At 63.2% G+C, this 23,885-nt stretch carries 17 protein-coding genes, 2 pseudogenes and 1 riboswitch; of the genes and pseudogenes, 8 read left to right on the forward strand and 11 right to left on the reverse strand.

Features of this window, described 5'->3' with window-relative positions:
* Positions 1-94: 94 nt before the first annotated feature.
* The 9 genes from ahcY to V8Z78_RS05670 form a co-directional block, all read right to left on the reverse strand.
* Positions 95-1,525 (reverse strand): adenosylhomocysteinase, encoded by a 1,431-nt coding sequence (gene ahcY, locus V8Z78_RS05630; protein ID WP_046460987.1) that lies wholly within the window; start codon positions 1,523-1,525, stop codon positions 95-97.
* Positions 1,526-1,600: 75 nt separating this feature from the next.
* Positions 1,601-1,697, reverse strand: a riboswitch (S-adenosyl-L-homocysteine riboswitch).
* 18 nt (positions 1,698-1,715) lie between these two features.
* Positions 1,716-2,423 carry a response regulator gene (locus V8Z78_RS05635; RefSeq protein ID WP_279087510.1) on the reverse strand — a complete coding sequence of 236 codons (708 nt, stop codon included), beginning with the start codon at positions 2,421-2,423 and terminating at the stop codon, positions 1,716-1,718.
* Positions 2,424-2,458: 35 nt separating this feature from the next.
* Positions 2,459-5,152: a DUF4118 domain-containing protein gene (locus V8Z78_RS05640; RefSeq protein ID WP_046460985.1), complete on the reverse strand. Its 2,694-nt coding sequence runs from the start codon at positions 5,150-5,152 to the stop codon at positions 2,459-2,461.
* 29 nt (positions 5,153-5,181) lie between these two features.
* Complete coding sequence (locus V8Z78_RS05645; RefSeq protein WP_349731049.1) at positions 5,182-6,069, reverse strand: TorF family putative porin; 888 nt, start codon at positions 6,067-6,069, stop codon at positions 5,182-5,184.
* Between the two features lie 87 nt (positions 6,070-6,156).
* Positions 6,157-8,247 (reverse strand): potassium-transporting ATPase subunit KdpB, encoded by a 2,091-nt coding sequence (gene kdpB / locus V8Z78_RS05650; RefSeq protein WP_046460983.1) that lies wholly within the window; start codon positions 8,245-8,247, stop codon positions 6,157-6,159.
* Positions 8,248-8,250: 3 nt separating this feature from the next.
* Positions 8,251-8,964: a K(+)-transporting ATPase subunit C gene (gene kdpC / locus V8Z78_RS05655; protein WP_046460982.1), complete on the reverse strand. Its 714-nt coding sequence runs from the start codon at positions 8,962-8,964 to the stop codon at positions 8,251-8,253.
* Between the two features lie 64 nt (positions 8,965-9,028).
* Positions 9,029-10,735, reverse strand: a complete 1,707-nt coding sequence (gene kdpA, locus V8Z78_RS05660) for a potassium-transporting ATPase subunit KdpA (RefSeq protein ID WP_349731050.1) — start codon at positions 10,733-10,735, stop codon at positions 9,029-9,031.
* Positions 10,736-10,850: 115 nt separating this feature from the next.
* On the reverse strand, positions 10,851-10,946 hold the full coding sequence (gene kdpF / locus V8Z78_RS05665; protein WP_003061706.1) for a K(+)-transporting ATPase subunit F: 96 nt from the start codon (positions 10,944-10,946) through the stop codon (positions 10,851-10,853).
* A 108-nt stretch (positions 10,947-11,054) separates the two neighbouring features.
* Positions 11,055-12,329 (reverse strand): MFS transporter, encoded by a 1,275-nt coding sequence (locus V8Z78_RS05670; protein WP_349731051.1) that lies wholly within the window; start codon positions 12,327-12,329, stop codon positions 11,055-11,057.
* 266 nt (positions 12,330-12,595) lie between these two features.
* Here V8Z78_RS05670 and V8Z78_RS05675 point away from each other — a divergent pair.
* The 5 genes and pseudogenes from V8Z78_RS05675 (at position 12,596) to V8Z78_RS05695 (ending at position 18,588) form a co-directional block, all read left to right on the forward strand.
* Positions 12,596-14,225, forward strand: a pseudogene (locus tag V8Z78_RS05675) (peptide chain release factor 3).
* 165 nt (positions 14,226-14,390) lie between these two features.
* Entirely contained in the window at positions 14,391-15,191 is an 801-nt protein-coding gene (locus V8Z78_RS05680) for an HAD-IIB family hydrolase (protein ID WP_279090103.1), read from the forward strand.
* Between the two features lie 251 nt (positions 15,192-15,442).
* Complete coding sequence (locus tag V8Z78_RS05685) at positions 15,443-16,429, forward strand: TRAP transporter substrate-binding protein (RefSeq protein ID WP_046460978.1); 987 nt, start codon at positions 15,443-15,445, stop codon at positions 16,427-16,429.
* A gap of 202 nt (positions 16,430-16,631) precedes the next feature.
* Complete coding sequence (locus V8Z78_RS05690) at positions 16,632-17,147, forward strand: TRAP transporter small permease (RefSeq protein ID WP_046461114.1); 516 nt, start codon at positions 16,632-16,634, stop codon at positions 17,145-17,147.
* Positions 17,148-17,301: 154 nt separating this feature from the next.
* On the forward strand, positions 17,302-18,588 hold the full coding sequence (locus V8Z78_RS05695) for a TRAP transporter large permease (RefSeq protein WP_054074371.1): 1,287 nt from the start codon (positions 17,302-17,304) through the stop codon (positions 18,586-18,588).
* A gap of 81 nt (positions 18,589-18,669) precedes the next feature.
* On the opposite strand, the gene V8Z78_RS05700 is transcribed toward V8Z78_RS05695, so the two are convergent.
* Positions 18,670-19,404, reverse strand: a complete 735-nt coding sequence (locus tag V8Z78_RS05700) for an IclR family transcriptional regulator (protein ID WP_255443305.1) — start codon at positions 19,402-19,404, stop codon at positions 18,670-18,672.
* Positions 19,405-19,633: 229 nt separating this feature from the next.
* Between V8Z78_RS05700 and V8Z78_RS05705 the strand changes: the two genes are divergently transcribed.
* The 3 genes and pseudogenes from V8Z78_RS05705 to V8Z78_RS05715 all read left to right on the forward strand — a co-directional run.
* Positions 19,634-21,280 (forward strand): GMC family oxidoreductase, encoded by a 1,647-nt coding sequence (locus V8Z78_RS05705; RefSeq protein ID WP_046460975.1) that lies wholly within the window; start codon positions 19,634-19,636, stop codon positions 21,278-21,280.
* A 44-nt stretch (positions 21,281-21,324) separates the two neighbouring features.
* Entirely contained in the window at positions 21,325-22,662 is a 1,338-nt protein-coding gene (locus V8Z78_RS05710) for an MFS transporter (protein ID WP_046460974.1), read from the forward strand.
* A gap of 120 nt (positions 22,663-22,782) precedes the next feature.
* Positions 22,783-22,920, forward strand: a pseudogene (locus tag V8Z78_RS05715) (TRAP transporter large permease); the annotation flags it as partial.
* 193 nt (positions 22,921-23,113) lie between these two features.
* Here V8Z78_RS05715 and V8Z78_RS05720 read toward each other — a convergent pair.
* Positions 23,114-23,875: a hypothetical protein gene (locus V8Z78_RS05720; RefSeq protein ID WP_349731052.1), complete on the reverse strand. Its 762-nt coding sequence runs from the start codon at positions 23,873-23,875 to the stop codon at positions 23,114-23,116.
* Positions 23,876-23,885: the final 10 nt, after the last annotated feature.

Raw genomic sequence — 23,885 nt, forward strand, 5'->3', positions numbered from 1 at the left:
AGCAAAGCTGTCGTCCCCCTCCCCTAGCGCGCAGCGCGTAGAGAGAGGGGGAAGGCGCGGGGCCGCCCAGGCAAAGCGCCTCAGGGGGGTGCTATTAATAACGATAAGTTTCAGGCTTGTAAGGGCCTTGCTTGCTCACGCCGATATAAGCGGCCTGCTCGTCGCTCAGTTCGGTCAGCATGGCGCCGACCTTCTTCAGGTGCAGGCGGGCGACCTTTTCGTCCAGGATCTTGGGCAGCACATAGACCTTGCCCACTTCGTAGGCGTCGGGGCGGGTGAACAGCTCGATCTGCGCCAGGGTCTGGTTGGCAAAGGAGTTGGACATCACAAAGCTGGGGTGGCCGGTGGCGCAGCCCAGGTTCACCAGACGGCCCTTGGCCAGCAGGGTGATCTTCTTGCCGTCGGGGAACTCGATCTGGTCGACCTGGGGCTTCACTTCTTCCCACTTGTACTTCTCGATCGAAGCCACATCGATTTCGTTGTCGAAGTGACCGATGTTGCAGACGATGGCCTGATCCTTCATGGCAACCATGTGCTCGTGGCGGATGATGTCCTTGTTGCCGGTGGTGGTCACGAAGATATCGGCCTTGTCGGCAGCGTATTCCATGGTCACGACCTTGTAGCCTTCCATGGCGGCCTGCAGGGCGTTGATGGGGTCGATCTCGGTCACCCAGACCTGGGCCGACAGCGCGCGCAAAGCCTGGGCGGAGCCCTTGCCCACGTCGCCATAGCCGGCCACGCAAGCCACCTTGCCGGCGATCATCACGTCGGTAGCGCGCTTGATGCCGTCCACCAGCGATTCGCGGCAGCCGTACAGATTGTCGAACTTGGACTTGGTCACCGAGTCGTTGACGTTGATGGCGCGGAACAGCAGCGTGCCCTTGGCCGACATTTCGTTGAGGCGGTGCACGCCGGTGGTGGTCTCTTCGGTCACGCCCATGATCTGGGCCGACTTGCGGCTGTACCAGGTGGAGTCCACGGCCAGCTTGGCCTTGATGGCGGCGAAGACGATGCGCTCTTCTTCCGAACCGGGGTTGGCCAGCACGGACAGATCCTTCTCGGCGCGCTTGCCCAGGTGCATGAGCATGGTGGCGTCGCCGCCGTCGTCCAGGATCATGTTGGGGCCTTCGCCTTCGGTACCGGCGGCACCGAATTCAAAGATGGAGTGGGTGTAGTTCCAGTAGTCTTCCAGCGACTCGCCCTTGATGGCATAGACAGGCACGCCGGTTTCGGCGATGGCGGCAGCTGCGTGATCCTGGGTCGAGAAGATGTTGCACGAAGCCCAGCGCACTTGTGCACCCAGAGCCGTCAGCGTCTCGATCAGCACGGCGGTCTGGATGGTCATGTGCAGCGAGCCCGTGATGCGCGCGCCCTTCAGGGGCTGGGCAGCGGCGAACTCCTCGCGCACGGCCATCAGACCGGGCATTTCGGTTTCGGCGATCCTGATTTCCTTGCGGCCCCAGGCAGCCAGGGAAATATCGGTAATGGCCGAATCAGCGGGGTTGAAGCGCACGGCAGCGTTCATGGTTTTCTCCAAATCTTGAATGAAAAACCACGTTCTGCAGCAGAGGGGGAATAAACCGGCTCACCGCACAGAAAGCGTGGGCGAGCGTCGTTGCGGGATGAAATCCGAGCCTCACGCCCCGCGCAGACCAGCTCATGGCTGGCTGGGGAACGCTGCAACGCTCCTCGGATGGACGGCGATTATAAAGGAATCAGCCTTCCAGGCCCACCAAGCGATAACCGACTTGCAACTCGGTTACCAGATGCCGGGGCTGGGCCGGATCGAGCTCTATCTTCTGGCGCAGGTTGGCCATGTGCACGCGCAGATAGTGGGGGCGGTCCAGATATTCAGCGCCCCAGACCTGCAGCAGCAACTGGCGGTGGGTCAGCACCTTGCCATGGCCGGCAATCAGGGCCGCCAGCAGGCGGAACTCTATGGGCGTCAGGTGCACGGCCACTCCGTCGCGCCTGACATCGTGCGCCGCCAGATCCACCACCACCGCGCCGAAACGCGCACAGCTACCGGGCTTGTCTGACGCCGACGCCTGCTGGCGGCGACGCAGCATCACGCGCAGCCTGGCCAGCAGCTCGGGCACGCCAAAGGGCTTGGTCAGATAGTCATCGGCCCCAGCGTCCAGCGCCGCCACCTTGTCCTCTTCCCGCTCGCGCGCGGACAGAATCAGAATCGGCAGCTGGCTCCAGCCGCGCAGCTCGGTAATCACGGTCTTGCCATCGGCATCGGGCAGCCCCAGGTCCAGCACCACGGCGTCGGGCTGGCGGCTGGCGGCCTCGATCAGGCCGCGCCTGGCGGTTTCTGACTCGAACACCTGCCAGCCTTCGTCCTCCAGTGCCAGGCGCACAAAGCGGCGGATGCTGGCGTCGTCTTCAATCAGCAAAATGCGGGGTGCGGCGCTTGTCATGTTCGGATTTGCATGTGATGCACGGGATTGTCGGCTCATTCGTCCATGGCCGGCTGCTCGGGCACGGGCAGCGAGATGCTGAAAACGGTGCCCGGCCCGGGGTCTGCCGCCGCTACCCGCAAACTGCCGCCATGGGCTTGCACAATCCGCTGAGCCAGCGCCAGGCCGAGCCCCATGCCGAACACGGCACTCTCCGCCTGCCCACGCGTGAACGGCTCGAACAGTTGCTCGGGGGACAGATGCACGGGCAGGCCCGGCCCCGCGTCCTGCACGCTCAGCACACAGTTGCCGTCGGCCACGCTCGCTGCCACGGTGATCGTCGTGCCTTCGGGCGTGTACTTGATGGCGTTGTCCAGCAGATTGACCAGCACACGCTCCATCAGCACGGCATCGAGCTGCAGCAAGGGCAGATCGGCCGGCAGCGAGGTCTGCAGCACATGAGCGGCCAGTCGCTCGCGCATCTGCGCCAGCGCGCTGCCCACCAGTTCGTCCACCGGCAGCCATTCACGCTTGAGCTGCACGCCGCCTTGCTGCAGGCGCGCCATGGCCAGCAGGTTGTCCACCAGTTGCTGCAGCGCCTGTGCCTGATTGCGAATCTGCACCAGCATGTGATGCGCCGGCCCCTGCGGCGCATGTGGCAAGGCCGCCTGGGCCGCGCCCAGGATGCCCGTCAGCGGCGTGCGCAGATCATGCGAGACGGCCGAGAGCAAGGTGTTGCGCATGCGCTCGCCTTCCATGGCGATCTGGGTCTGCTGCGCCACCTCCACAAAATGCACACGCTCCAATGCCAGGGCGATCTGGCTGGCACAGGCTTCAAGCAGACGGCGCTCCTCGGGCACTCGCAATCGTTGCGGCGCACGCAGCTGCAGCACCAGCACGCCACGCGAACGCACGGGCGCCATCAGCGGCACATAAAGTGCCGGCGCAGCTGCCAGGGTATCGGTTCCATGGCCGGCCATCTGGCCATGCTCCATGCTCCAGCGACCCACGCTGGTGTCGATCTGAGCTTCGCTGCCAGGCGCCAGCTGCAGGCGCTCATCGGCATCGGGCACCAGCAGCCCGGTCTGGGCATCGAAAACGCCTGAAATCGTGGTCAGCGCGATCTGCGTGACCTGCTCCTGCGTCAGCGCACCCGACAGGTCACGCGCCAGCCTGGCCAGCGCGCCGGCCCGCCTTTCGCGCTCTGCGGCCACGCGCGCCTCGTGGCGCAGCCGCGCCGTGAGCTGGCCGCAGACCAGGGCCACACCCAGCATCAGGCTGAAGGTGAACAGGTATTGCGTATCGTTGACGCTGAAGGAGTTGCGCGGCGGCACAAAGTAGAAATCGAACAGCAGCACTGACAGCAGGGCCGCCCATGCTCCGGGGCCGCGTCCCCAGCGCACGGCGGACAGCACCACCACCAGCAGGAAAAGCATGACGACATTGGCAGGGTCGAACACTCGCAGCAGCAGCTCAGCCACCGCTGTCGCGGCCAGGCAAGCCAGGGTCACGCCCGCATAGCCCTTCCACGGAATGGTTTTTTCACGCGCCGCCGGCAATCGCAAGGTGCTCTCGTTCTTGCTTTGCTTGACGGACAGCAGCAGCACGTCCAGGCCGGGATCCAGCGCAGCGATCTGTTCGGACAGGCTGGAGGCACGCCAGCGCAGCCATCGGCTCAAAGGTTCGTGCACACGCGCCAGCACCAGATGACTGGCATTGCGCTCACGCGCAAAGTCCACCAGAGCCTGGGCCACATGGGCACCGGGGATGGTGGCCGTTTCCGCGCCCAGACGCGCCGCCAGCGCCAGGGTCTTGAGCACGGCCTCCTGCGCTGCCCGAGGCCTATGCTGGCGCTCCGGCGCATCCACATAGACCACCACCCAGTCGGCCTCCAGCCGCCTGGCCAGGCGTGCCACCTGGCGCACCAGGGCATCATCACCGGCGCGGCCGCCCACGCCTACCAGCAAGCGCTCGCGCGTGGGCCAGACATCGCCGATGGAGCGCTCGCGGCGGTAGTCGCGCATGTCCTCATCGACACGATCGGCCGTGCGGCGCAGGGCCAGCTCGCGCAGCGCCAGCAAATTGCCCTGGCGAAAGAAATTGCGCGAGGCCCGCTCGGCCTGCTCCAGCGGATAGACCTTGCCCGACTTGAGGCGCTTGAGCAGCTCCTCGGGCGGGATGTCGACCACGATGACCTCGTCGGCATCGTCAAAGATATGGTCGGGCACGGTCTCATGGACCTGTATGCCCACAATGCCGCCCACCACATCGTTGAGGCTTTCCAGGTGCTGAACGTTGAGCGTGGTCCACACCTCGATACCCGCCTCCAGAAGCTCCTGCACATCCTGCCAGCGCTTGGGGTGGCGTGAGCCGCTCACATTGCTGTGCGCCAGCTCGTCGAGCAGCAGCACCTCCGGGCGGCGCGCCAGAGCTGCATCGAGGTCGAACTCGTCCAGCTGCCTGCCCTGGTAGACCAGCGTGCGCCGCGGCAGCAGCTCCAGGTCGTGCAGCTGCTGCTCGGTCTCGGCGCGGCCATGCGTCTCCACCAGCCCCACCAGAACCTTGCGTCCTGCCTGCCGCTCGCGCTGCGCAGCCGCCAGCATGGAATAGGTCTTGCCCACTCCGGCATTGGAGCCAAAGTAGATGCGCAGCTTGCCGAGATGGGCGCGCTGCCGATCTGCCTGCAGTTGAGCGACCAGCGCGTCGGGGTCGGGGCGCTGCGCGGCGGATGAGGGTGTGGATGAAGGCATCAGGCGATCAGCGTATCACTCAAGTCCGGTCAGAACCCGGCACTCAGGCCCAGCAGCCAGCCGCTGCGCGCCAGATCACGCCATTGGCCACGACTGTTGACGGCGCTGTAGTAGCGGGCATCGGCCGAGGTACCCGCGTACGCAAGCGATGCAGTCCACGCCCCCCAGGCCCTGGATAGCGAGATGCGCCAGTCGGCATAGGAAACATCGCTGTAATTGCGCACCCAGGTATAGCCGCCATGCAGGCCCAAGGTGGCGAGATCGCCCAGCGGATGCTGATAGTTCAGATCCAGATACTGGCTGCCGCGACTGCTGCCCGCTGGTTGCAGCGCAGTGGCGAACGCCGAGTCGGCGGTACTCTTGCCCAGGCCGAAATAAGGCGTCAGTGCCACAGACCATTTGATGCTCAGACCACCATGGGTCGCCCCCAGATAGAGCTCGGTGGTGTCAAAGCGTTTGCTGCTGCCATCACTTGCGCCCAGGCGTGCGCCGGGATAGCGGTACTGCAAAAGCCCGGCATCCAGCAACCAGTCAGGCACGAGCTCGCCGCGCCAGCCACCATAGATATCGTGCTCCAGTCCCTGGCCCCGGCCATAGCTGTTGGTTGAGACATTGGACAGCGACGTGCCCAGATAAAAGCCCTTGGGCAAGGCCAGTTCCACTGCGCCCTGCACGGCCGCACCTTGCCAGGTCTGCGAGATGCCGCGAAAGCGGTAGTCACTGATCAGGCCCAGCGAGCCGGTCAGGGAAGACCTGCTGTCGGCATGCGCAGGAGCTGAGCTTTCAGAAGCAGATTGCGCTTTTGTTTCCTCGGCAGCAGAGGGCTTTGCACAGCTCAAGGCAATCATCAGCAACGCAGAGCCGATGGCCCAGGAGCGAGAGGCGTGAAATGGTTTTTGGGGATGGAAGAGACGCATGATGGTGAAGCAAACAGATCAGACTTGCCGCGCCCGCAGGGAACGCGGACAAGCCAGAGAAACGAGAAAGCAAGGCCTGGATATGACTTAGACGAGGCCCAGAACTGTCAGCAGCATGTCGATGAGCTTGATGCCCACAAACGGCACGATCAGCCCGCCCAGGCCATAGATCAGCAGGTTTCGGCGCAGCAGCAGGGCCGCACCCACGGCGCGATACTGCACACCACGCAAGGCCAGCGGCACCAGGGCGATGATGATCAGTGCATTGAAGATCACGGCACTCAGGATGGCGGAATCCGCGCTGTGCAGCTGCATCACGTTGAGCGAGGCCAGTTGCGGATAGGTGCCCACAAAGGCGGCAGGAATGATGGCGAAATACTTGGCCACATCATTGGCAATGCTGAAGGTGGTCAACGCGCCGCGCGTCATCAGCATCTGCTTGCCGGTTTCCACCACCTCGATCAGCTTGGTGGGGTTGCTGTCCAGGTCCACCATATTGCCGGCCTCTTTGGCAGCCTGGGTGCCGCTGTTCATGGCCACGGCCACATCGGCCTGGGCCAGGGCCGGAGCATCGTTGGTGCCGTCCCCCGTCATCGCCACCAGGCGGCCCGCAGCCTGGTGCGAGCGGATCAGCTGCAGCTTGTCTTCGGGCCTGGCTTCGGCCAGGTAATCATCCACCCCTGCCTCTGCGGCAATGGCGGCAGCCGTCAGCGGGTTGTCGCCCGTCACCATCACCGTCTTTATGCCCATGCGGCGCAGCTCGGCAAAGCGCTCGCGCATGCCCGGCTTGACGATGTCCTTGAGTTCGATCACGCCCAGCACCTTGGCGCCATCTGCCACCACCAAAGGCGTGCTGCCCTTGCGCGAGACGTTATCCACAGACAGTTGCACCTGAGCCGGGAAGCTGCCTCCCAGTGCCTCGACATGCCGGCGCACGGCATCGGCGGCCCCCTTGCGCAAGCTGCGCAAGCCTTGTGGACTCTGCAGATCCACACCACTCATACGCGTCTGTGCGGTAAAGGGGACGAACTCGCCCGGAAAATCCGCACTGCTGCGATCGGGCAAGCCATGACGCTCCCTGGCCAGAGCCACCACGCTGCGGCCTTCAGGTGTTTCATCTGCCAGAGATGAGAGCTGTGCGGCTTCGGCCAGCTGCGCGGCGCTCGTTCCAGGGGCCGGCAGAAACTCGCAGGCCTGGCGGTTGCCCAGGGTGATGGTGCCGGTCTTGTCCAGCAGCAGCACGTCCACATCACCGGCAGCCTCCACGGCCCGGCCCGAAGTGGCGATGACATTGGCCTGCATCATGCGGCTCATGCCGGCCACGCCAATGGCCGACAGCAGGCCGCCAATGGTGGTCGGAATCAGGCAGACCAGCAGCGCAATCAGCACGGCAATGCCGACCACCGAGCCCGTTCCGGCCTGTGACACCGCAAAGGCCGAGAAGGGCCACAGCGTGACGATGACCAGCAGAAAGACCAGCGTCAGCCCCACGAGCAAAATCGTCAGCGCCATCTCGTTCGGAGTCTTCTGGCGCTTGGCCGACTCGACCATGGAGATCATGCGATCCAGGAACGACTCGCCGGGGTTGACCGTGACTTCCACCACCAGCCAGTCCGACAGCACGCGCGTGCCGCCGGTCACCGACGAGAAGTCGCCTCCGGCCTCGCGGATCACGGGCGCGGATTCGCCGGTGATCGCGCTTTCGTCCACCGAAGCAACGCCCTCGATCACCGTGCCGTCAAGCGCAATCGTGTCGCCGGCTTCCACGAAGATGACCACGCCCTTGCGCAGTTCGCTGGCGCGCATGGGAATCCATGAGCTGCCGAAATGCGGTTGCTGCAGCAGCTTGGCCACCGTATCGCGCTTCATGCCGCGCAGGCTGGCGGCCTGGGCGCGGCTGCGGCCCTCCGCCAATGCTTCGGCAAAGTTGGCAAACAGCACGGTGAACCACAGCCACAGCGCAATCGCCAGAACAAAGCCGCTGTTCTCGCTGCCCGGCTCCATCAGGCTCTGCCACCACAACAGACTGCTCAGGATCGCACCCAGATACACCACAAACATCACTGGGTTGGCCCACTGCGTACGCGGCGAGAGTTTGCGCAGCGCATCCCACAGAGCCGACTTCACCAGCCTGGCATCGAGCAGGCTGCGGCCTGCCGTCATTTTCTTCGTGCTCATGGCTTACTCCTTCACTGCGCTGGTGGCGGGCTGCAAGGCGTCCAGCGCCAGATTGAGCTGCAGCACATTCACGCGCGGCTCGCCCAGCAAGCCCAGCGTGCGCTGCTCTGTTTCCTGCGCCAGCAATGGCTGCACCTGGTCTGGCGAGAGCCCTCGCGCCTTCGCCACACGCGGCAGTTGCAGCAGCGCATTGGCCATAGAGATATGCGGGTCCAGGCCCGATGCCGACGCCGTGACCGCATCCACCGGCACCGCCAGGTCTGCGGCCAGACCGTTATCGGCGCGGTACTGTGCGACACGCTGCGCCACGGCTTCGGACAAGTCCTTGTGCGTGGCCCCCTGGTTGCTGGCGCCAGACAGGCCTGCGTTGTAGGGAGCCGCAATGTTTGCCCCTTCCTGACTCGGATCGGGAGCGACTGTGGCGCTGGGACGGCCATGGAAGTACTGCGGCCCGGTGAATTGCTGACCGATCAGGGCCGAGCCCACGATCCGACCCTGGCGTTCGATCAGGCTGCCATTGGCTGCATGCGGGAACAGTGCCTGCGCCACACCCGTGGTCAGCAAGGGATAGGCAATGCCGGAGATCGCCATCACCAGCAGGGCGGCGCGCACGCTGCTGCCCAGCAGATGTGGCCAGGAGGCGGATTCCGCCTCGGGCTGCGCTTGAGCATGGCTTGGCAGCACTGAAGCGCAAAGAGTTTGAGTCGATGTTTTCATGATTTGCTCCCTGGTCTGCAGCCTTGCATGGACTGCAGACCATTGGCATCAATTGGATAGAACGTTAGGCGTACAGCTGAGCCACAAGCATTTGCAGGTGCTCGATCACGGGCCCCAGAGCCAGCGCCGGCAGAAAGGTCAGACCGCCCACCACCAGCACCACAAACACCAGCAGGCCCATGAACAACGGCGTGGCCGTGGGGAAAGTGCCCGGACCCGGAGGCACGGTGGCCTTGGCGGCCAGGCTGCCGGCCACGGCCAGCATGGGCACAAGCGTCAGAAAGCGCCCTGCCAGCATGGCCAGGCCCGTGGTGGTGTTGAAGAACGGCGTATTGGCATTCAGCCCTGCAAAGGCCGAGCCGTTGTTGGCCGTGGCCGAGGCATAGGCGTAGAGAATCTCCGAGAAGCCATGCGGGCCGCGGTTATTGAGGCTGGCTGCGGCATCCGGCCAGAGCACGGCCAGCGCCGTGAAGCCCAGAATGCAGGCCGGCGGCACCAGCACCGCAAGCATGACCAGCTTGATCTCGCGCACCTCGATCTTCTTGCCCAGGAATTCAGGGGTACGCCCAATCATCATGCCGGCCAGAAACACCGTGAGGATGGCGTACTGAATCAGGTTGATCAGTCCCACGCCGTCGCCGCCGAAGACGCAGTTGAGCATCATCTGCGCCAGCGGCGTGATGGAGCCCAGCGGGGTCAGCGAATCATGCATGGCGTTGACCGAGCCCGTGGTGGCCGCGGTGGTGGTAGCCACGAACAAGGCCGTATCGGCAATGCCGAAGCGCAGCTCCTTGCCCTCCATATTGCCGCCGCTCTGGATCAGGCTGTATTGCTGATCGGCTCCGGCGCGCGCCAGCAGCTGGCTGCCGTTTTGCTCGGCCACAAACACCAGGCTCAGAAAGCCGACGAACATCACCATGCAGGCCGCAAACAGCACCCAGCCCTGCTTGCGGCGCAGCAGCATGGAGCCAAAGGCGTAGGTCATGCCGGCCGGGATCAGCAGCATCGAGAGGATGTGCAGCAGATTGGTCAGCGGCGTCGGGTTCTCGAACGGATGTGCCGCATTCATGCTGAAGAAGCCGCCGCCATTCGTGCCCAGATGCTTGATGCTTTCCAGGCTGGCCACGGGCCCCATCAGCAGTTGCTGCCGGGCGCCTTCGAGCGTCGTCGCCACCGCGTCGGTGTGCAGAGTCTGCGGAATGCCCTGCCAGACATAGACCAGGGCCATGATGAAGGACAGCGGCAGCAGTACGCGCCAGAACACGCGCACGAAGTCGACCCAGAAGTTGCCGACATCCTTGCTACTGGATCGCGCCAGGCCGCGCACAAAGCCGGCACCGGCAGCAACACCCGTGGTGGCACCGGCAAACATCAGAAAGGTGATGACCACCATCTGCGTTGCATTGCTCAGGCTGTTCTCACCCGAGTAGGCCTGCCAGTTGGTATTGGTGATGAAGGAGGCTGCGGTGTTGAAGGCCAGGTCGGGCGCCTGCGCCGCGATCTCCAGCGGGTTCAGCGGCAGTGCGCCCTGCAGACGCAGCAGCAGATAACCCTGCAGCATCATCAGCGCATTGCTCAGCACCACAGCGGCGCCATAGCGCTGCCAGCCCATGCGCTCCTGCGGGTTCACGCCCATGACCCGGTAGCTCAGGCGCTCCAGCCAGCCATGACGCTCGCTGGTAAAGCAACGTGCCAGCCATTGGCCCATGGGTATGGTCAGCAAGGTTGCCGCAGTCAGCACGGCGGCAAATTCCATCCAGGGTAACCACATGATCCACCCCTTTCACAGACGCGCCAGGGCGCGCACAAAGCCCAGCAGTCCGACAAAGCAGACCACCGTCAGGCTCACAAAAATCAGGTCTTGCAGCACTTGCATGGCAGCCCCTTCAGAATTTCTCGGGGCGCAGCAGCGCATAGCCCAAATAGGCAAACAGCCCCAGCGCCGTCAGGGCGGCCAGGGCTTCAATCCAGGTGATGGTCATTTCATTCCTCCCGCAAGCCGTTCACGCGGCTTGATTGCGATGGAGGAACTGTAGAAATTCGCCCGTCAAGAACGGGTAGAGATTGGGCGTGCCGATATCAAGACGGCATCAAGAAGCGGCTCGATTCGCGGCCGCAATCCCGGCCAGCCACTGAACGCGCAAGGCCAGCACGATGACCAGCGCCAGTACAGCCAAGGCCACGGAGCCCACGCCCGTCCAGCCCCAGCGCGACCAGAACCAGCCCGCCCCGGCCCCCAGCACGCTGGAGCCCATGTAATAGCCCCAGAGATATAGCGATGATGCGTGCCCCTTGGACTGCGTGGCCAGTCGCCCCACCCAGCCGCTGGCCACCGAATGCGCGATGAAGAACCCTGCCGTCAGCAAGACGATGCCGAGCACGATGACGGCCAGCGGCTGCAACAGGGTCAGAACCACGCCTGCGGCCATCAGCAAAGTGCCAGCAACCAGCACCGGGCCGCGGCCCAGCCTGTCGGCCAGCCCCCCGGCAATCGGCGACGCCGCCGTGCCCAGCAGATAGGCGTAGAAGATATGGCTGATCTGCAGCTGGCTCAACTGATAGGGCGATGCGCTGAGCAGAAAGCCGGCATAGTTGTAGATGCTGACAAACACGCCCATCAGGCCGAAGGCGATCAGGAACAGCAGCGGCAGGCCCGGGTGGCGCAGATGCCGGCCCCAGGCCTGCAGGTGATACCGGGCACCCAGCCCGGTCTTCTTGATGAAGTTGCGCGAGTTGGGCAGCAGCCAGACAAAGCCCAGGGCTGCCAGCAGGTCAAGCACCGACAGTGCAGCCATGGCATGGCGCCAGCCCCAGAACTCGGTCATGGCGCTCATGCCGACCCGGCCCAGCATGCCGCCCAGCGCCGTGCCACCCACATACAGGCCCATGGCAAAGCCCAGGCCGGGCGGGTCGATCTCCTCGGACAGATAGGCCATGGCCACGGCAGGCACGCCGCCCAGCAGCAAGCCTTCCAGCGCGCGTGCGGCCAGCAGCGCATGCCACTGCGGCATGAACGAAGCCAGCAGATTGCACAGCGCCGCCAGTGCCATGGAGATGAACATCAACTTGCGCCGCCCCAGCCCCTCGGACAAGGCCCCCGCCAGCACAATGGAGCCGGCCAGGCAGGCCGTGGATACCGACAGCGCCAGCGCGCTCTGGGCCGGACTGACGGCAAAGCTGTGGGCCAGCTCGGGCAGCAGCGGCTGCACGCAGTACAGCAGGGAGAAGGTGGCAAACCCCGCCAGGAACAGCGCCACGCTGACCCGCCGGTACTCGGGCGTGCCGCGCTTGATCCATACCGGAGCGGCAGAGGCTGGAGACTGGATGGGCAAGGAGGTGTTCACATCCTGCGGGACGCTGTTCATGAGTGGCAAATAAGGACCGGAGACTAGGCCGCTATTGTGCTCCGCATCTGCCCGCGGCCGGAGCCAGCGGCCCTGGGCAATGGCGTCGCCCGCCCCGCATTTGCCGGAGCATCTCCATGAATTGGCCCTGCCGTTAAAATAAGCGCCCTCAAGACTTATTCACAGGTCTGCCCTGCATGGGTGCGGGCCTGGTGCGGCAAACGGACCGCCGCACCTTTTGTTGTCACAGCCGGCGTTCTCCGGCTGTATTTACAGCTCTCAATACTGTGTCATACGCCCCAGAAACCCGGCGCCGTCGTACGTTCGCCATCATCTCCCACCCGGACGCGGGTAAGACCACGCTGACCGAAAAGCTGCTGCTGTTCTCGGGCGCGATCCAGATTGCCGGCGCCGTCAAGGGCCGCAAGGCCTCGCGTCACGCCACCTCCGACTGGATGGAAATCGAAAAGCAGCGTGGCATCTCGGTGGCCTCGTCGGTGATGCAGATGAGCTACCGCGACCATGTGATCAACCTGCTCGACACTCCCGGCCACAAGGACTTCTCGGAAGATACCTACCGCGTGCTGACGGCCGTGGACTCGGCGCTGATGGTGATCGACGCGGCCAACGGCGTGGAGTCGCAGACCCGCCGCCTGATCGAGGTCTGCCGCCAGCGCAACACGCCCATCATCTCCTTCGTCAACAAGTTCGACCGTGAAGTGCGCGACCCGCTGGACATCATGGACGAAGTCGAGCGCGAGCTGGGCATGCCCTGCTGCCCCATCACCTGGCCCGTGGGCCAGGGCAAGAGCTTCGGCGGCATCATCAATCTGCAGACACAGAGCATGACGGTGTTTGCCGCCGGCAGCGAGAAGCGCCCCGAAGACTTCGAAGTCATCCCGCTGACCGAAGTCGACAGGCTGCGTGCCCGCTTCGGCCAGGCCTACGACGATGCCATCGAGAGCATGGAACTGGCCCAGGGCGCATCGGCCGAATGGGATCACCAGGCGTTTCTGGAAGGCAAGCTGACCCCCGTGTTCTTCGGCTCCGGTGTGAACAACTTCGGTGTGATGGAAGTGCTGAACGCCGTGGTCGACATGTCCCCCCCCGCCCGGCCCGCGCGTCGCCTTCACCGAAGTGAACCGCCAGCGCGAAGAAGTCACCATCAACCCCGAAGACAAAACCTTCGCAGGCGTGGTGTTCAAGGTGCAGGCGAACATGGATGCCAACCACCGCGACCGCATCGCCTTCGTGCGCGTGGCCAGCGGCAAGTACACCCCTGGCATGAAGATGAAGGTGCAGCGCACCGGCAAGGAACTGCGCCCCACATCCGTGGTGACCTTCATGAGCCAGCGCCGCGAGGCCGTTGACGAGGCCTATGCGGGCGACATCATCGGCTTCACGATTCACGGCGGCGTGCAGTTGGGCGACTCCATCACCGACGGCCCGAATCTACAGTTCACCGGCCTGCCCTTCTTCGCACCCGAAATGTTCATGACCGTGGTGCTCAAGAACCCGCTGCGTACCAAGCAGCTGCAGCAAGGCCTGATGCAACTGGGCGAGGAAGGCGCGATCCAGGTCTTCAAGCCCGATGTCGGCGGCAATATGCTGCTGGGCGCCGTGGGTCAGCTGCAGTTCGAAGTGGTTCAGCACCGCCTCAAGACCGAGTACGACTGCGACGTGCGCCTGGAAGGCTGCCAGTACACCGGGGCGCGCTGGATCACGGCCGATTCGCCCGCCGAGCTGCGCGAGTTCGAGAACGCCTATCCCATGCGTCTGGCGCATGATGCGGCCGACACCCTGGCCTATCTGTGCACCAGCCCCTATGACGTGCGCCTGGCGCAGGAGCGCTTCCCCAAGATCCACTTCCACCCGCTGCGCGAGCATGCGGGCCTGGCACTGGGCTCGGCGAATTGAGCGTGATCACCCCCTGAGGCGCTTCGCCTAGGCGGCCCCGCGCCTTCCCCCTCTCTGGCTTCGCCGGAGGGGGACGACATCCTCGCTGCGAGGCGGCTCTTGCTCGATGTCTCTGAGTTGGACCGCGCTAGCTTCAGGCGAGGATCAACATCGAGAGAGTTTGTTGTGAGCCAAGAATTTCTGCGCCCTTTGTCTGAACTGCGGACACCTGCCAAGCTGCTGGGCGTGCTGACCGATATCGACGACACGCTGACCACCGACGGCGTGGTGCCCGAGCATGTGGTGGCCGCGATTGCGCGCCTCAAGAATGCGGGCCTGAAGGTGGTGCCCATCACCGGCCGTCCCGTGGGCTGGAGCGTGCCCTTTGCATCGGCCTGGCCCGTGGACGCCATCGTGGCCGAGAACGGTGCCGTGGCCCTGCGCCGCAATGCCCAGGGCGGCCTGGACAAGCTCTACCAGCAATCCGCCGACGAGCGCACCCGCAACTTTGCCCGCATGCAGCAGGTGCTCGAGCAGATCGAGGCCACCGTGCCCGGCGCCAGACGCGCCACGGACTCGGCCGGCCGCGAATGCGATATCGCCGTGGACCACAGCGAATTCACGAACATGCCCCAGGCACAGATCGATGAATGCGTGGCCATCATGAAGGCGGCCGGCATGAACGCCACCGTCAGCTCCATCCACATCAACGGCTGGTTCGGCGAGCACAACAAGCTCGAAGGCGCGCGCTGGATCACACGCGAGCTGTTCGACATCGATCTGGACGCCACGCTGGCGCGCTGGGTGTATATCGGCGACTCGACCAACGACCAGCAGATGTTCGAGCACATGCCCCACAGCGTGGGCGTGGCCAATATCGCGCGCTTCGTGCCTCAGCTCAGGCATCTGCCGCGCCATGTGACCTCGGCCGAGCGCGGCGACGGCTTTGTGCAGCTTGCCGATCAGTTGCTGACTCAGCAAAAATAGTAGCTTCAACCGCTCTTTGCTTAACGATTTCACTATCAAAACAATCTGAAATCGTTTGAAAACAAGCGCAAGCAGCTCTCATTTTCAAAGGCCTCCGTGCTTGCCGGCACAGAGGCCTTTTTTGATGCCAATCCATCGCCAAACACGATGCACCCACCCGTACAAGACGACCCCCGGGTGCGTAAAAACCCACGGTTGGCACTCACTACAATTTTTGATTCATTTCAAAACATTTCTGAGAGACCAACACCATGCGCATGATTCGCCGCACCTTCGTCGCCACGGCCGTGGCAGCAACAGCCGCCCTGAGCGCAGGCACTGCATTTGCCCAGGGCAAGGAAGTCAAGATCGGCTATGCGCTGGCCGTCAACTCCCACTACGGCGCTGCCGCCAACGCCTGGGCCGAGGGCGTGGAAAAAGGCACCAACGGTGCCTACAAGTTCAAGCAGTTCCCTGCCTCCGCCCTGGGCGGCGAGCGTGAGCTGATCGAAGGCCTGCAGCTGGGCACCGTGGAAGCCGCCATCGTTTCCACTGGCGCCCTGAGCAACTTCGTGCCCGATGTGGGCGTGGTGGACATCCCCTTCCTGTTCCGCGACACCCAGCACGCACGTGCCGTGATGGACGGTGCCTTCGGTCAGGACCTGCTGGCCAAGTTCCAGAAGCGCGGCCTGATCGCCCTGGCCTGGGGCGAGCAGGGCTTTCGCCATCTGAGCAACAACAAGCATGCCGTCAATGGCGTGGCCGACCTCAAGGGCCTGAAGATCCGCGTGACCGAGAACCCCGTGCACATCACGGCCTTCCGCACCCTGGGTGCCTCGCCCACCCCCATGTCCTGGCCCGAAGTCATCGGTGCGCTGCAGCAAGGCACGATCGACGGCCAGGAGAACCCCATCTCCGTGCTGGTGTCCGCCAAGCTGTGGCAAGTGCAAAAGCACCTGACCCTGACTTCCCACGTCTACGCCCCCATGGCCCTGATCGTGTCGCCCTCGTTCTGGGGATCGCTGAACGCCGCCCAGAAGACCGCCTTCACGGAAGCCGCCAAGAGGGGTGCGCTGGCCTCGCGCGCCTTTGTGGACAACGTGGAGAAGAAGGGCGTTGAAGAAGCCAAGGCCAACGGCATGAAGGTCGTGGAGAAGGTCGATCAGGCCGCCTTCCGCACCGCGCTGGAGCCCGCGTACAAGGAATACGCCAAGAAGTTCGGCCAGAAGACGCTGGACTCCATCACCGCCGTCAAGTAAGCAACCGGCAACACGGGCCTGCCTCCGCGGAGACGGGCCCGTGCATTTTTCTCCCTCCTGGGCAAGGCAGGTCCTTGCCCGGCTGCGGTCAGCACGAATGGACTTGCGCCAATTCCCGCCGATGATGACGCAGCCTTCAACTCCGTGACGCAGCCGGCTCTTGCGGCAGGTTTCGCCGCTGCCTCTGCTCACCCCCACTCCTATGCTTGATCGTATCGAACGCATTCTCGTGGCCGGCAATCGCTGGCTGCTGATCTTGCTGCTGCTGGCCATGGCCTGCATCGTCTTTGCCAACGTGGTGCTGCGCTACACCACGGGCGACTCCATCGTCTGGGCCGAGGAAGTGGCCCGCCACATGATGATCTGGGTCACTTTTCTGGGCTCCGGCCTGGTGCTGCGCTTTGGCGGCCATGTGGCCATCGACAATCTGCACCGCAGCGTGAGCACCCGCAAGGCGCAGGCCATGCGCGGCTTTGTCGTGCTGATCCTGGCGGTCTTCTTTGTGGTGATGACCGTGACCTCCTCGCAGTATGTGTACGCCACACGCTTTCAGACCACGGCGGCCACGGACATTCCGATCTCCTATATCTACGGCGCCATGCCTGTGGGCTTTGTGCTGATGCTGATCCATCTGCTGTTCATCGCACGCGGCTACATCACCACAGGCAGCTTCGCCGAGTCCGATGAAATGGATGCGGATGCCGCAGCGTCGATATGAAACACCCCCTGTGCAGCTTCGCTGCATCCCCCTCTCTCGCTTCGCGGGAGGGGAACGACACCTCGGTGCGGGGCGGCCCTTCCTCGGTGTCCCTGACTTGGTGCGCGTACGAATCTATGCGCCACACCATGAATCACTGATTGACTGAAACATCATGGGTATCACTTTATTTGTTGCCATCATCGTCCTGCTCACGCTGGGCTTTCCGGTGGCGTTTGCGCTGGCCATCTCGGCAGCCCTGGCGGTCTTTGTCGGCGGACGTTATCCACAGCTGATCGTCTTCAAGGAAATGTTCACGGGCATCGACAGCTTTCCGCTGATGGCCGTGCCCTTCTTCATCCTGGCCGCAGAGCTGATGTCGGGCGGTGCGCTGACTGCCGTGCTGCTGCGCTTTGCCGCCCAGTTCGTCGGCCATCTGCGCGGCGGCCTGGGCTATGCCAATGTGCTGTCGCTGACCATGTTCTCGGGCATCTCTGGCTCGGCCCTGGCCGATGCGGCCGGACCCGGCTCCATGATGGTCAAGATGATGGACAAGGCCGGCTACAGCCGCCCCTATGCGGCCGCGCTGACGGCCAGCACCGCCATCGTCGGCCCCATCATTCCGCCATCGGTCAGCATGATCATCTATGCGCTGCAGGATGAGAACGTGTCCGTGGGCGGCCTATTCATGGCCGGCTTCATTCCCGGCATTCTGATCGCGCTGGCCATGGCGGCCGTCAACTGGTGGGTCTGCAAGAAGCGGGACTACCGCAGCACCGAACCGCGCCCCTCGGCACGCGAGATGTGGAGCACCAGCTTCAAGGCCATCCCCGCGCTGATGCTCATCGTACTCATCGTGGTCGGCATCCGCTTCGGCATCTTCACGCCCACGGAAGCCTCCGTCGTGGCCGTCTTCTATGCCCTGGTCTGCGGCAAATGGGTTTACCGCACGCTCAGGTGGTCGGCCCTGCCCGGCATTCTGGCGCGCTCGGCCATGCTCACGGCCTCGGTGCTGCTGGTGATGGCGACCTCGGCCGCCTTTGCCTGGGTGCTCACGGTGGAAGGCATTCCGCAGTATCTGTCCGAGCTGATCGTGAGCTGGGAGCTCTCGCCCGTCATGTTCCTGATTGCCGTGAACATTCTGCTGCTGGTCTTCGGCATCTTCATGGAGCCGCTGCCCGGCGTGATGATTCTGGTGCCCATTCTCGCGCCCATCGCCTTCAGCCTGGGCATCGATCCCACGCACTTCGCCATGGTGGTGATCGTCAACCTCACGCTGGGCATGATCACGCCGCCGGTCGGCGGCCTGCTGTTCGTGACGGCCGTGTCCACGCGCGTGTCCATCACCGAGCTGACGCGCGAGATGCCGCTGTTCCTGCTGGCCCACTTCGTCGTGCTGTGCCTGCTGACCTTTATCCCCGAGCTGTCGACCTGGCTGCCTCACACGCTGGGCTTCCAGTAACCGCCATGCTCACGGCAAAAAGGGCTGCCCCAGGGCAGCCCTTTTTTGCTGCACATCCCGCGTCCAGCGGATAGCGCAGCGCTAGAACAAGAGCTTGCCCATGCGCTGTGCAGCAGCCTGCAAATGCGGCAAACCCATCAGCGCCTGTTCCAGAGACATGCGTGCCTGCGGCGCATGCACCGCCAGCGCAGCACGGCACAGCCCTTTGTCGTCCTTGATCGGTACGGCCACGGCAATCATTCCCAGCATGAACTCTTCACGGTCGCAGGCATAGCCAAGCGCTTGAATCTGCTGGACCTGTTGGGCCAATGCCTCGGCTGATTGCAAGGTGCGTGACGTACAAGGCGTCAGCAGCAGGTTTTCCAGCACGGCCTGACGACGCTGATCAGCCATATGCGCGAGGAAAAGCTTGCCACTAGCCGTCGCATGCAAGGGTACGAGGGAGCCGACCTCCAGCTGCATGCGCAAGGGCCAGTGCGTCTCCACACGGTCCAGATAACGTACACGGGTTCCATCAAGAACCGTGAGGTTGCAGGTCTCACCCAAGGTCTGCACCAGCTGGGACAAAACCTCATGGCGCAAAGCCTGGCGCGGATCGCATTGCAAGGCTTTCACCGCGAGACTGAGCAAGCGTGGACCCGGTGCAAAACTGCGGTCTCCCTCGTGCCGCGTCAGCCACTGGCGCGACTCCAGCCCCGAGCACAAACGCGAAGCCGTGGCCTTGGGAAAGTGCAGCGCATTGGCAATTTCCATCAGCCCCGGAGGTTCGCTGCTTTGGGTCACGTAATCGAGCACCGCGAGCGCACGGTCCGACATTGAGCTGGGATCTTCCTGGGAGGGTTGTGCGGCATCGGAAGCACTTTGTGGAATTGCTACGGGCATGACAGGAATGATGGCACAGCTCGCTGATACGCCAGTTGAAAGCCCATGCGTCCCGGTATTTACACCAGCAAGGGAAAGCGCTGATTGCAGCGGGCAATCACGCATTTAGAGTTCCATCAAAAGGAACAAATAGTTCCTCCAAACAGAACAAAAGGAGATTTTCGTGTCAGAAGCGATCGCAAGTTATGACTACGTCATCGTCGGCGCCGGCTCTGCGGGATGCGTTCTCGCCGCACGACTTTCCGAAGACCCCGGCAACAAGGTCCTGCTGCTGGAGGCAGGGCCTCCTGATCGCTCTGTCTGGATCCACTTGCCCATCGGTTATGGCAAGACCATGTGGAGCCCTCAATACAACTGGCGTTTCGAGACAGACCCTGACCCCAATATGAACGGACGAAGAATCTATTGGCCCAGAGGCAAGACCTTGGGTGGAAGCAGTTCCATCAACGGCCTGATCTACGTGCGAGGCCAGGCACAGGACTACGATCACTGGGCCGCGCTGGGCAACCCGGGCTGGTCTTATGAGGATGTGCTGCCCTACTTCATCAAGTCCGAAGGCAATGCACGCGGCGAGTTTCCCTCGCATGGCGGCACAGGCCCTCTCAGAGTCTCCGACATCGGCGCAAAACATGAGCTGATCGAAGCCTTCATCGGCGGAGCTCAGCAGATTGGCGTGCCCCGCACCGATGACTTCAACGGCCGTCTGCAGGAAGGTGCCGGCTACTACCAACTCACCACCCACAAAGGCCTGCGCTGCAGCACCGCCAAAGGCTATCTGGGGCCGGCTCGCAACCGCCCCAATCTGCACATCGAAACCGATGCCATGGCAACCAGCTTGATCATGCGAGGCAAACGGGCCATAGGCGTGAACTTCTTTCAGCGCGGGAAGACACGCAAAGCCATGGCCAATGCCGAGGTCATTCTGAGTGCGGGAGCCATACAGTCCCCCCAGCTCATGCAGCTTTCAGGCCTGGGGCCACGTGCGCTGCTGCAAAGCAAAGGGATCCCCGTGGTGCTGGACTTACCGGGCGTCGGCGAGAACCTGCAGGACCATTTGCAGATTCGTCTAAGCTTTGAATGCAGCAAACCCATTACCACCAACGATCAGCTGAATTCCTGGATAGGTACAACAAAGCTGGGGTTGGAGTGGCTGCTGTACCGATCTGGCCCGCTGGCCGTGGGCATCAATCAAGGCGGCTGTTTCATGCGTGCACTCAAGCATGTGGATGGCCGGCCCGTGGCGAGCACGCCAGATATTCAATTTCACGTCTCCACGCTTTCGGCAGACATGGCGGGTGGCAAGGTGCATCCCTATTCGGGCTTCACCATGTCGGTATGCCAGTTGCGCCCCGAGTCGCGCGGCCATGTGCGCATACGCTCACAAGATCCGTTTGAGCCGCCATCGATGCAGCCCAACTACCTGAGCACCGAACTCGATCGCCGCACCAATGTCGCTGCCGTGCGCGCGGCCAGAGAGATTGCGCAGACCTCGGCCATGGCGCCTTATGTAAAGCAGGAAATCAAGCCTGGCCCGGCTCAGCAAAGCGATGAAGAGCTGCTGGAGTTCTGCCGTAACAACGGGGCCACCATCTTCCACCCCAGCGGCACCTGCAGCATGGGCCCGGCCCAGAACCCCATGTCCGTCGTAGATGCCCGCCTGCGCGTGCACGGAATTCAGGGTCTGCGTGTGGTCGATTGCTCGGTCATGCCCACTCTGGTCTCCGGCAACACCAACGCCCCCGTCGTGATGATGGCCGAGAAGGCCGCAGACCTGATCAAGGAAGACGCAAAGCAGTTCCAAGTCGCATGACTGCTTTTATTCCAAGAAACCGCGACAAGACACCAGGAGACATCATGGCAAAAGACAGTGATCCCAAGGTCGTTCGTAAGGTAGTCACCTCTGCTCTCATCGGCGCCACCATCGAGTGGTATGACTTCTTTCTTTACGGCGTTGTCGCCGGCATCGTTTTCAGCAAACTCTACTTTCCCGGAGAAGACCCGCTCATCTCCACCTTGCTGGCCTACACCACATTCGCGGTCGGCTTTGTCACGCGCCCTCTTGGCGGCATCATCTTCGGCCACTTCGGCGACAAGGTGGGTCGCAAGAGCATGCTGGTCATCACGCTCATGATCATGGGCGTTTCTACCTTTCTCATCGGACTGACTCCGACCTACGCGCAAATCGGCATCGCCGCACCCGTTTTGCTGTTGCTGCTGCGTATCGCGCAAGGCATAGGGCTAGGCGGAGAATGGGGCGGAGCCGTGTTGATGGCCTATGAATATGCACCCAAGAACCAGCAAGGCTTCTACGCATCACTGCCTCAGATCGGGCTGGCCATAGGCTTGTTCATGGCATCGGGCGTCGTGGCACTGCTGTCCTGGCTGTGTACCGACGAGCAGTTCATGACCTGGGGCTGGCGCATCGCCTTCCTGATATCGGGACTGATGGTACTGGTAGGCATGTACATCCGCCTGCACGTCAAGGAGACGCCGGAATTTGCTGCCATCAAGGAGCGCAACGCAGAAACGGCGATTCCCTTTTTTGACATGATGCGCCGCTATCCCGGCAACGTGCTCAAGGGCATGGGAGCCCGCTATATCGACGGCGTGTTCTTCAACGTCTTCGGCGTGTTTTCCATCAGCTACCTGACCAACACTGTGAAGATATCGCGCACCGATGCGCTGATGGGCGTAATGCTGGCGGCCGTGGTGATGTGCGTGACCATCCCGTTCTTTGGCCGTATGTCGGACAGACTGGGGCGAGCCCGCACCTATATGTGGGGCTCACTCATTACTGCCATCTCGGCTTTTCCAGCCTTCTGGCTGATGACGAATAGCAACGGCAATGCGATGCTGATCTGGGCTGCCATCGTCATTCCGTTTGGCGTGCTTTATGCATCGGTCTATGGTCCGGAAGCAGCGCTTTTCTGCGACCTTTTCGACGCCAAGGTTCGCTACACCGGCATCTCCTTCGTCTATCAGTTCTCGGGCATCTTTGCGGCGGGCATCACTCCCATCATCGCGACCAGCCTGATCAAGGCAGGTGACGGCTCGCCCTGGCTGATCTGCCTATACGTCCTGTTTGCCGGCCTGGTCTCCGCCTTGTGCGCCATGTCCATAGGCCGCAGCCCGCAAGCGCAGGCTGAAAGCCAGCCCGACACTCGCCCGGCAAGCACGTACAGAAGCGCTTGAACGTCGATCCGAGACGGGGCAATACCCGACCCTGGGCCACGGCATCAGCCTCTGCCCAGCACAGGCGCCAGTGCCTTGCCGGTGTGGGTGCCGATGCTGACCAGCGCCTCGGAGGTTCCCGTAACCACGCGCGTGTTCATCACCGAGCTGACGCGCGAGATGCCGCTGTTCCTGCTGGCCCACTTCGTCGTGCTGTGCCTGCTGACCTTTATCCCCGAGCTGTCGACCTGGCTGCCTCACACGCAGGGCTTCCAGTAAAGCGGACTGTGCTGGACCACAAGGCCTGCGTGCATCACGCGGGCCTTTTTTTCGATCAAATAATCGGTGCCGCGGCCCCATGAACACCATGCACCTGCCTTGGCAGAAATGGCACTGGTGATGCGTGATGATGGTGAGGTGTGTTGTGGAAGGACGCGCTGCATGCGCCGCATCGGCCGCCTTTGCGTGCGCGCTACAAGCGACGTTCGCTCACTTCCATGCGCGCGCCCAGCGCCCCGAAATGCTGCACCAGGCGGTCTTTTTGCAAGGCGCTGACGCTATCGTCGAGCAGCGTCAGCGGCAGCCGGGTCTTGAGTTTCAGCAGCTCCTGCGCAGACAGCGTCGTGAAGATTTTCCTGAGCGCCAGCATGACCCTAGTCGGGTCGGGTCCAAGCTCCAGCAGGCGCACGGTGTAGAAGATGGTGGAAGAGCGCGTTTCACGCGGCACCAGTGGCGCTTTGGCGACCTTGGCCTGCACATGCGCCATCAACTCCTCGAGCGAGGCAAACAATGGCCTGGCCGCGCGGTGCGGCTCGTCATGCCACTTCCACAGCACAGGCACCTCGGGCCGGCTCATGTCACCGATCAGCGGGTCGCCATCCAGCCCATGGCTCAGCACCAGCCAGTGCGGGCTCCAGCCATCCGCCACCGCACCGTCGATCCAGCGCAGATCACCGGGCGTGCTGGCCTTGAGGTCCAGACCGAAGCGGTACTCACCAGTCTGAGACCACAGCCCTGCCGCATCGGTGGCACGCTGCATCGCGAGCCAGTTGCCCGCGCCTTCACGCCATGCAGGAAGCTGCAACCACGGCAGCGCATCCTTCCAGCCACGCGCCCAGGTCATCCAGGCCTGCACCGCAGGCGGCAGCGATGGGCGCGCGATCTGCGCCATCCACGCGATACGCGAGGCCACCAGCTCCGCCGGTGCAGGAAAGTCGCTGCGCGAGAAGGACATGGTGCGCGCC

Source organism: Comamonas sp. wu1-DMT (assembly GCF_040187805.1).
Classification (GTDB): domain Bacteria; phylum Pseudomonadota; class Gammaproteobacteria; order Burkholderiales; family Burkholderiaceae_C; genus Comamonas; species Comamonas thiooxydans.

What these genes read in the sequence shown, in the direction of transcription:
- kdpC (WP_046460982.1), bottom strand. Translation starts at nt 8,964, where the DNA reads ATGAAAACATCGACTCAAACTCTTTGCGCTTCAGTGCTGCCAAGCCAT.
- kdpB (WP_046460983.1), bottom strand. Translation starts at nt 8,247, where the DNA reads ATGAGCACGAAGAAAATGACGGCAGGCCGCAGCCTGCTCGATGCCAGG.
- V8Z78_RS05645 (WP_349731049.1), bottom strand. Translation starts at nt 6,069, where the DNA reads ATGCGTCTCTTCCATCCCCAAAAACCATTTCACGCCTCTCGCTCCTGG.
- V8Z78_RS05670 (WP_349731051.1), bottom strand. Translation starts at nt 12,329, where the DNA reads ATGAACAGCGTCCCGCAGGATGTGAACACCTCCTTGCCCATCCAGTCT.
- kdpF (WP_003061706.1), bottom strand. Translation starts at nt 10,946, where the DNA reads ATGACCATCACCTGGATTGAAGCCCTGGCCGCCCTGACGGCGCTGGGG.
- V8Z78_RS05690 (WP_046461114.1), top strand. Translation starts at nt 16,632, where the DNA reads ATGCTTGATCGTATCGAACGCATTCTCGTGGCCGGCAATCGCTGGCTG.
- V8Z78_RS05710 (WP_046460974.1), top strand. Translation starts at nt 21,325, where the DNA reads ATGGCAAAAGACAGTGATCCCAAGGTCGTTCGTAAGGTAGTCACCTCT.
- V8Z78_RS05700 (WP_255443305.1), bottom strand. Translation starts at nt 19,404, where the DNA reads ATGTCGGACCGTGCGCTCGCGGTGCTCGATTACGTGACCCAAAGCAGC.
- V8Z78_RS05685 (WP_046460978.1), top strand. Translation starts at nt 15,443, where the DNA reads ATGCGCATGATTCGCCGCACCTTCGTCGCCACGGCCGTGGCAGCAACA.
- ahcY (WP_046460987.1), bottom strand. Translation starts at nt 1,525, where the DNA reads ATGAACGCTGCCGTGCGCTTCAACCCCGCTGATTCGGCCATTACCGAT.
- V8Z78_RS05720 (WP_349731052.1), bottom strand. Translation starts at nt 23,875, where the DNA reads ATGTCCTTCTCGCGCAGCGACTTTCCTGCACCGGCGGAGCTGGTGGCC.
- V8Z78_RS05640 (WP_046460985.1), bottom strand. Translation starts at nt 5,152, where the DNA reads ATGCCTTCATCCACACCCTCATCCGCCGCGCAGCGCCCCGACCCCGAC.
- V8Z78_RS05635 (WP_279087510.1), bottom strand. Translation starts at nt 2,423, where the DNA reads ATGACAAGCGCCGCACCCCGCATTTTGCTGATTGAAGACGACGCCAGC.
- V8Z78_RS05695 (WP_054074371.1), top strand. Translation starts at nt 17,302, where the DNA reads ATGGGTATCACTTTATTTGTTGCCATCATCGTCCTGCTCACGCTGGGC.
- kdpA (WP_349731050.1), bottom strand. Translation starts at nt 10,735, where the DNA reads ATGTGGTTACCCTGGATGGAATTTGCCGCCGTGCTGACTGCGGCAACC.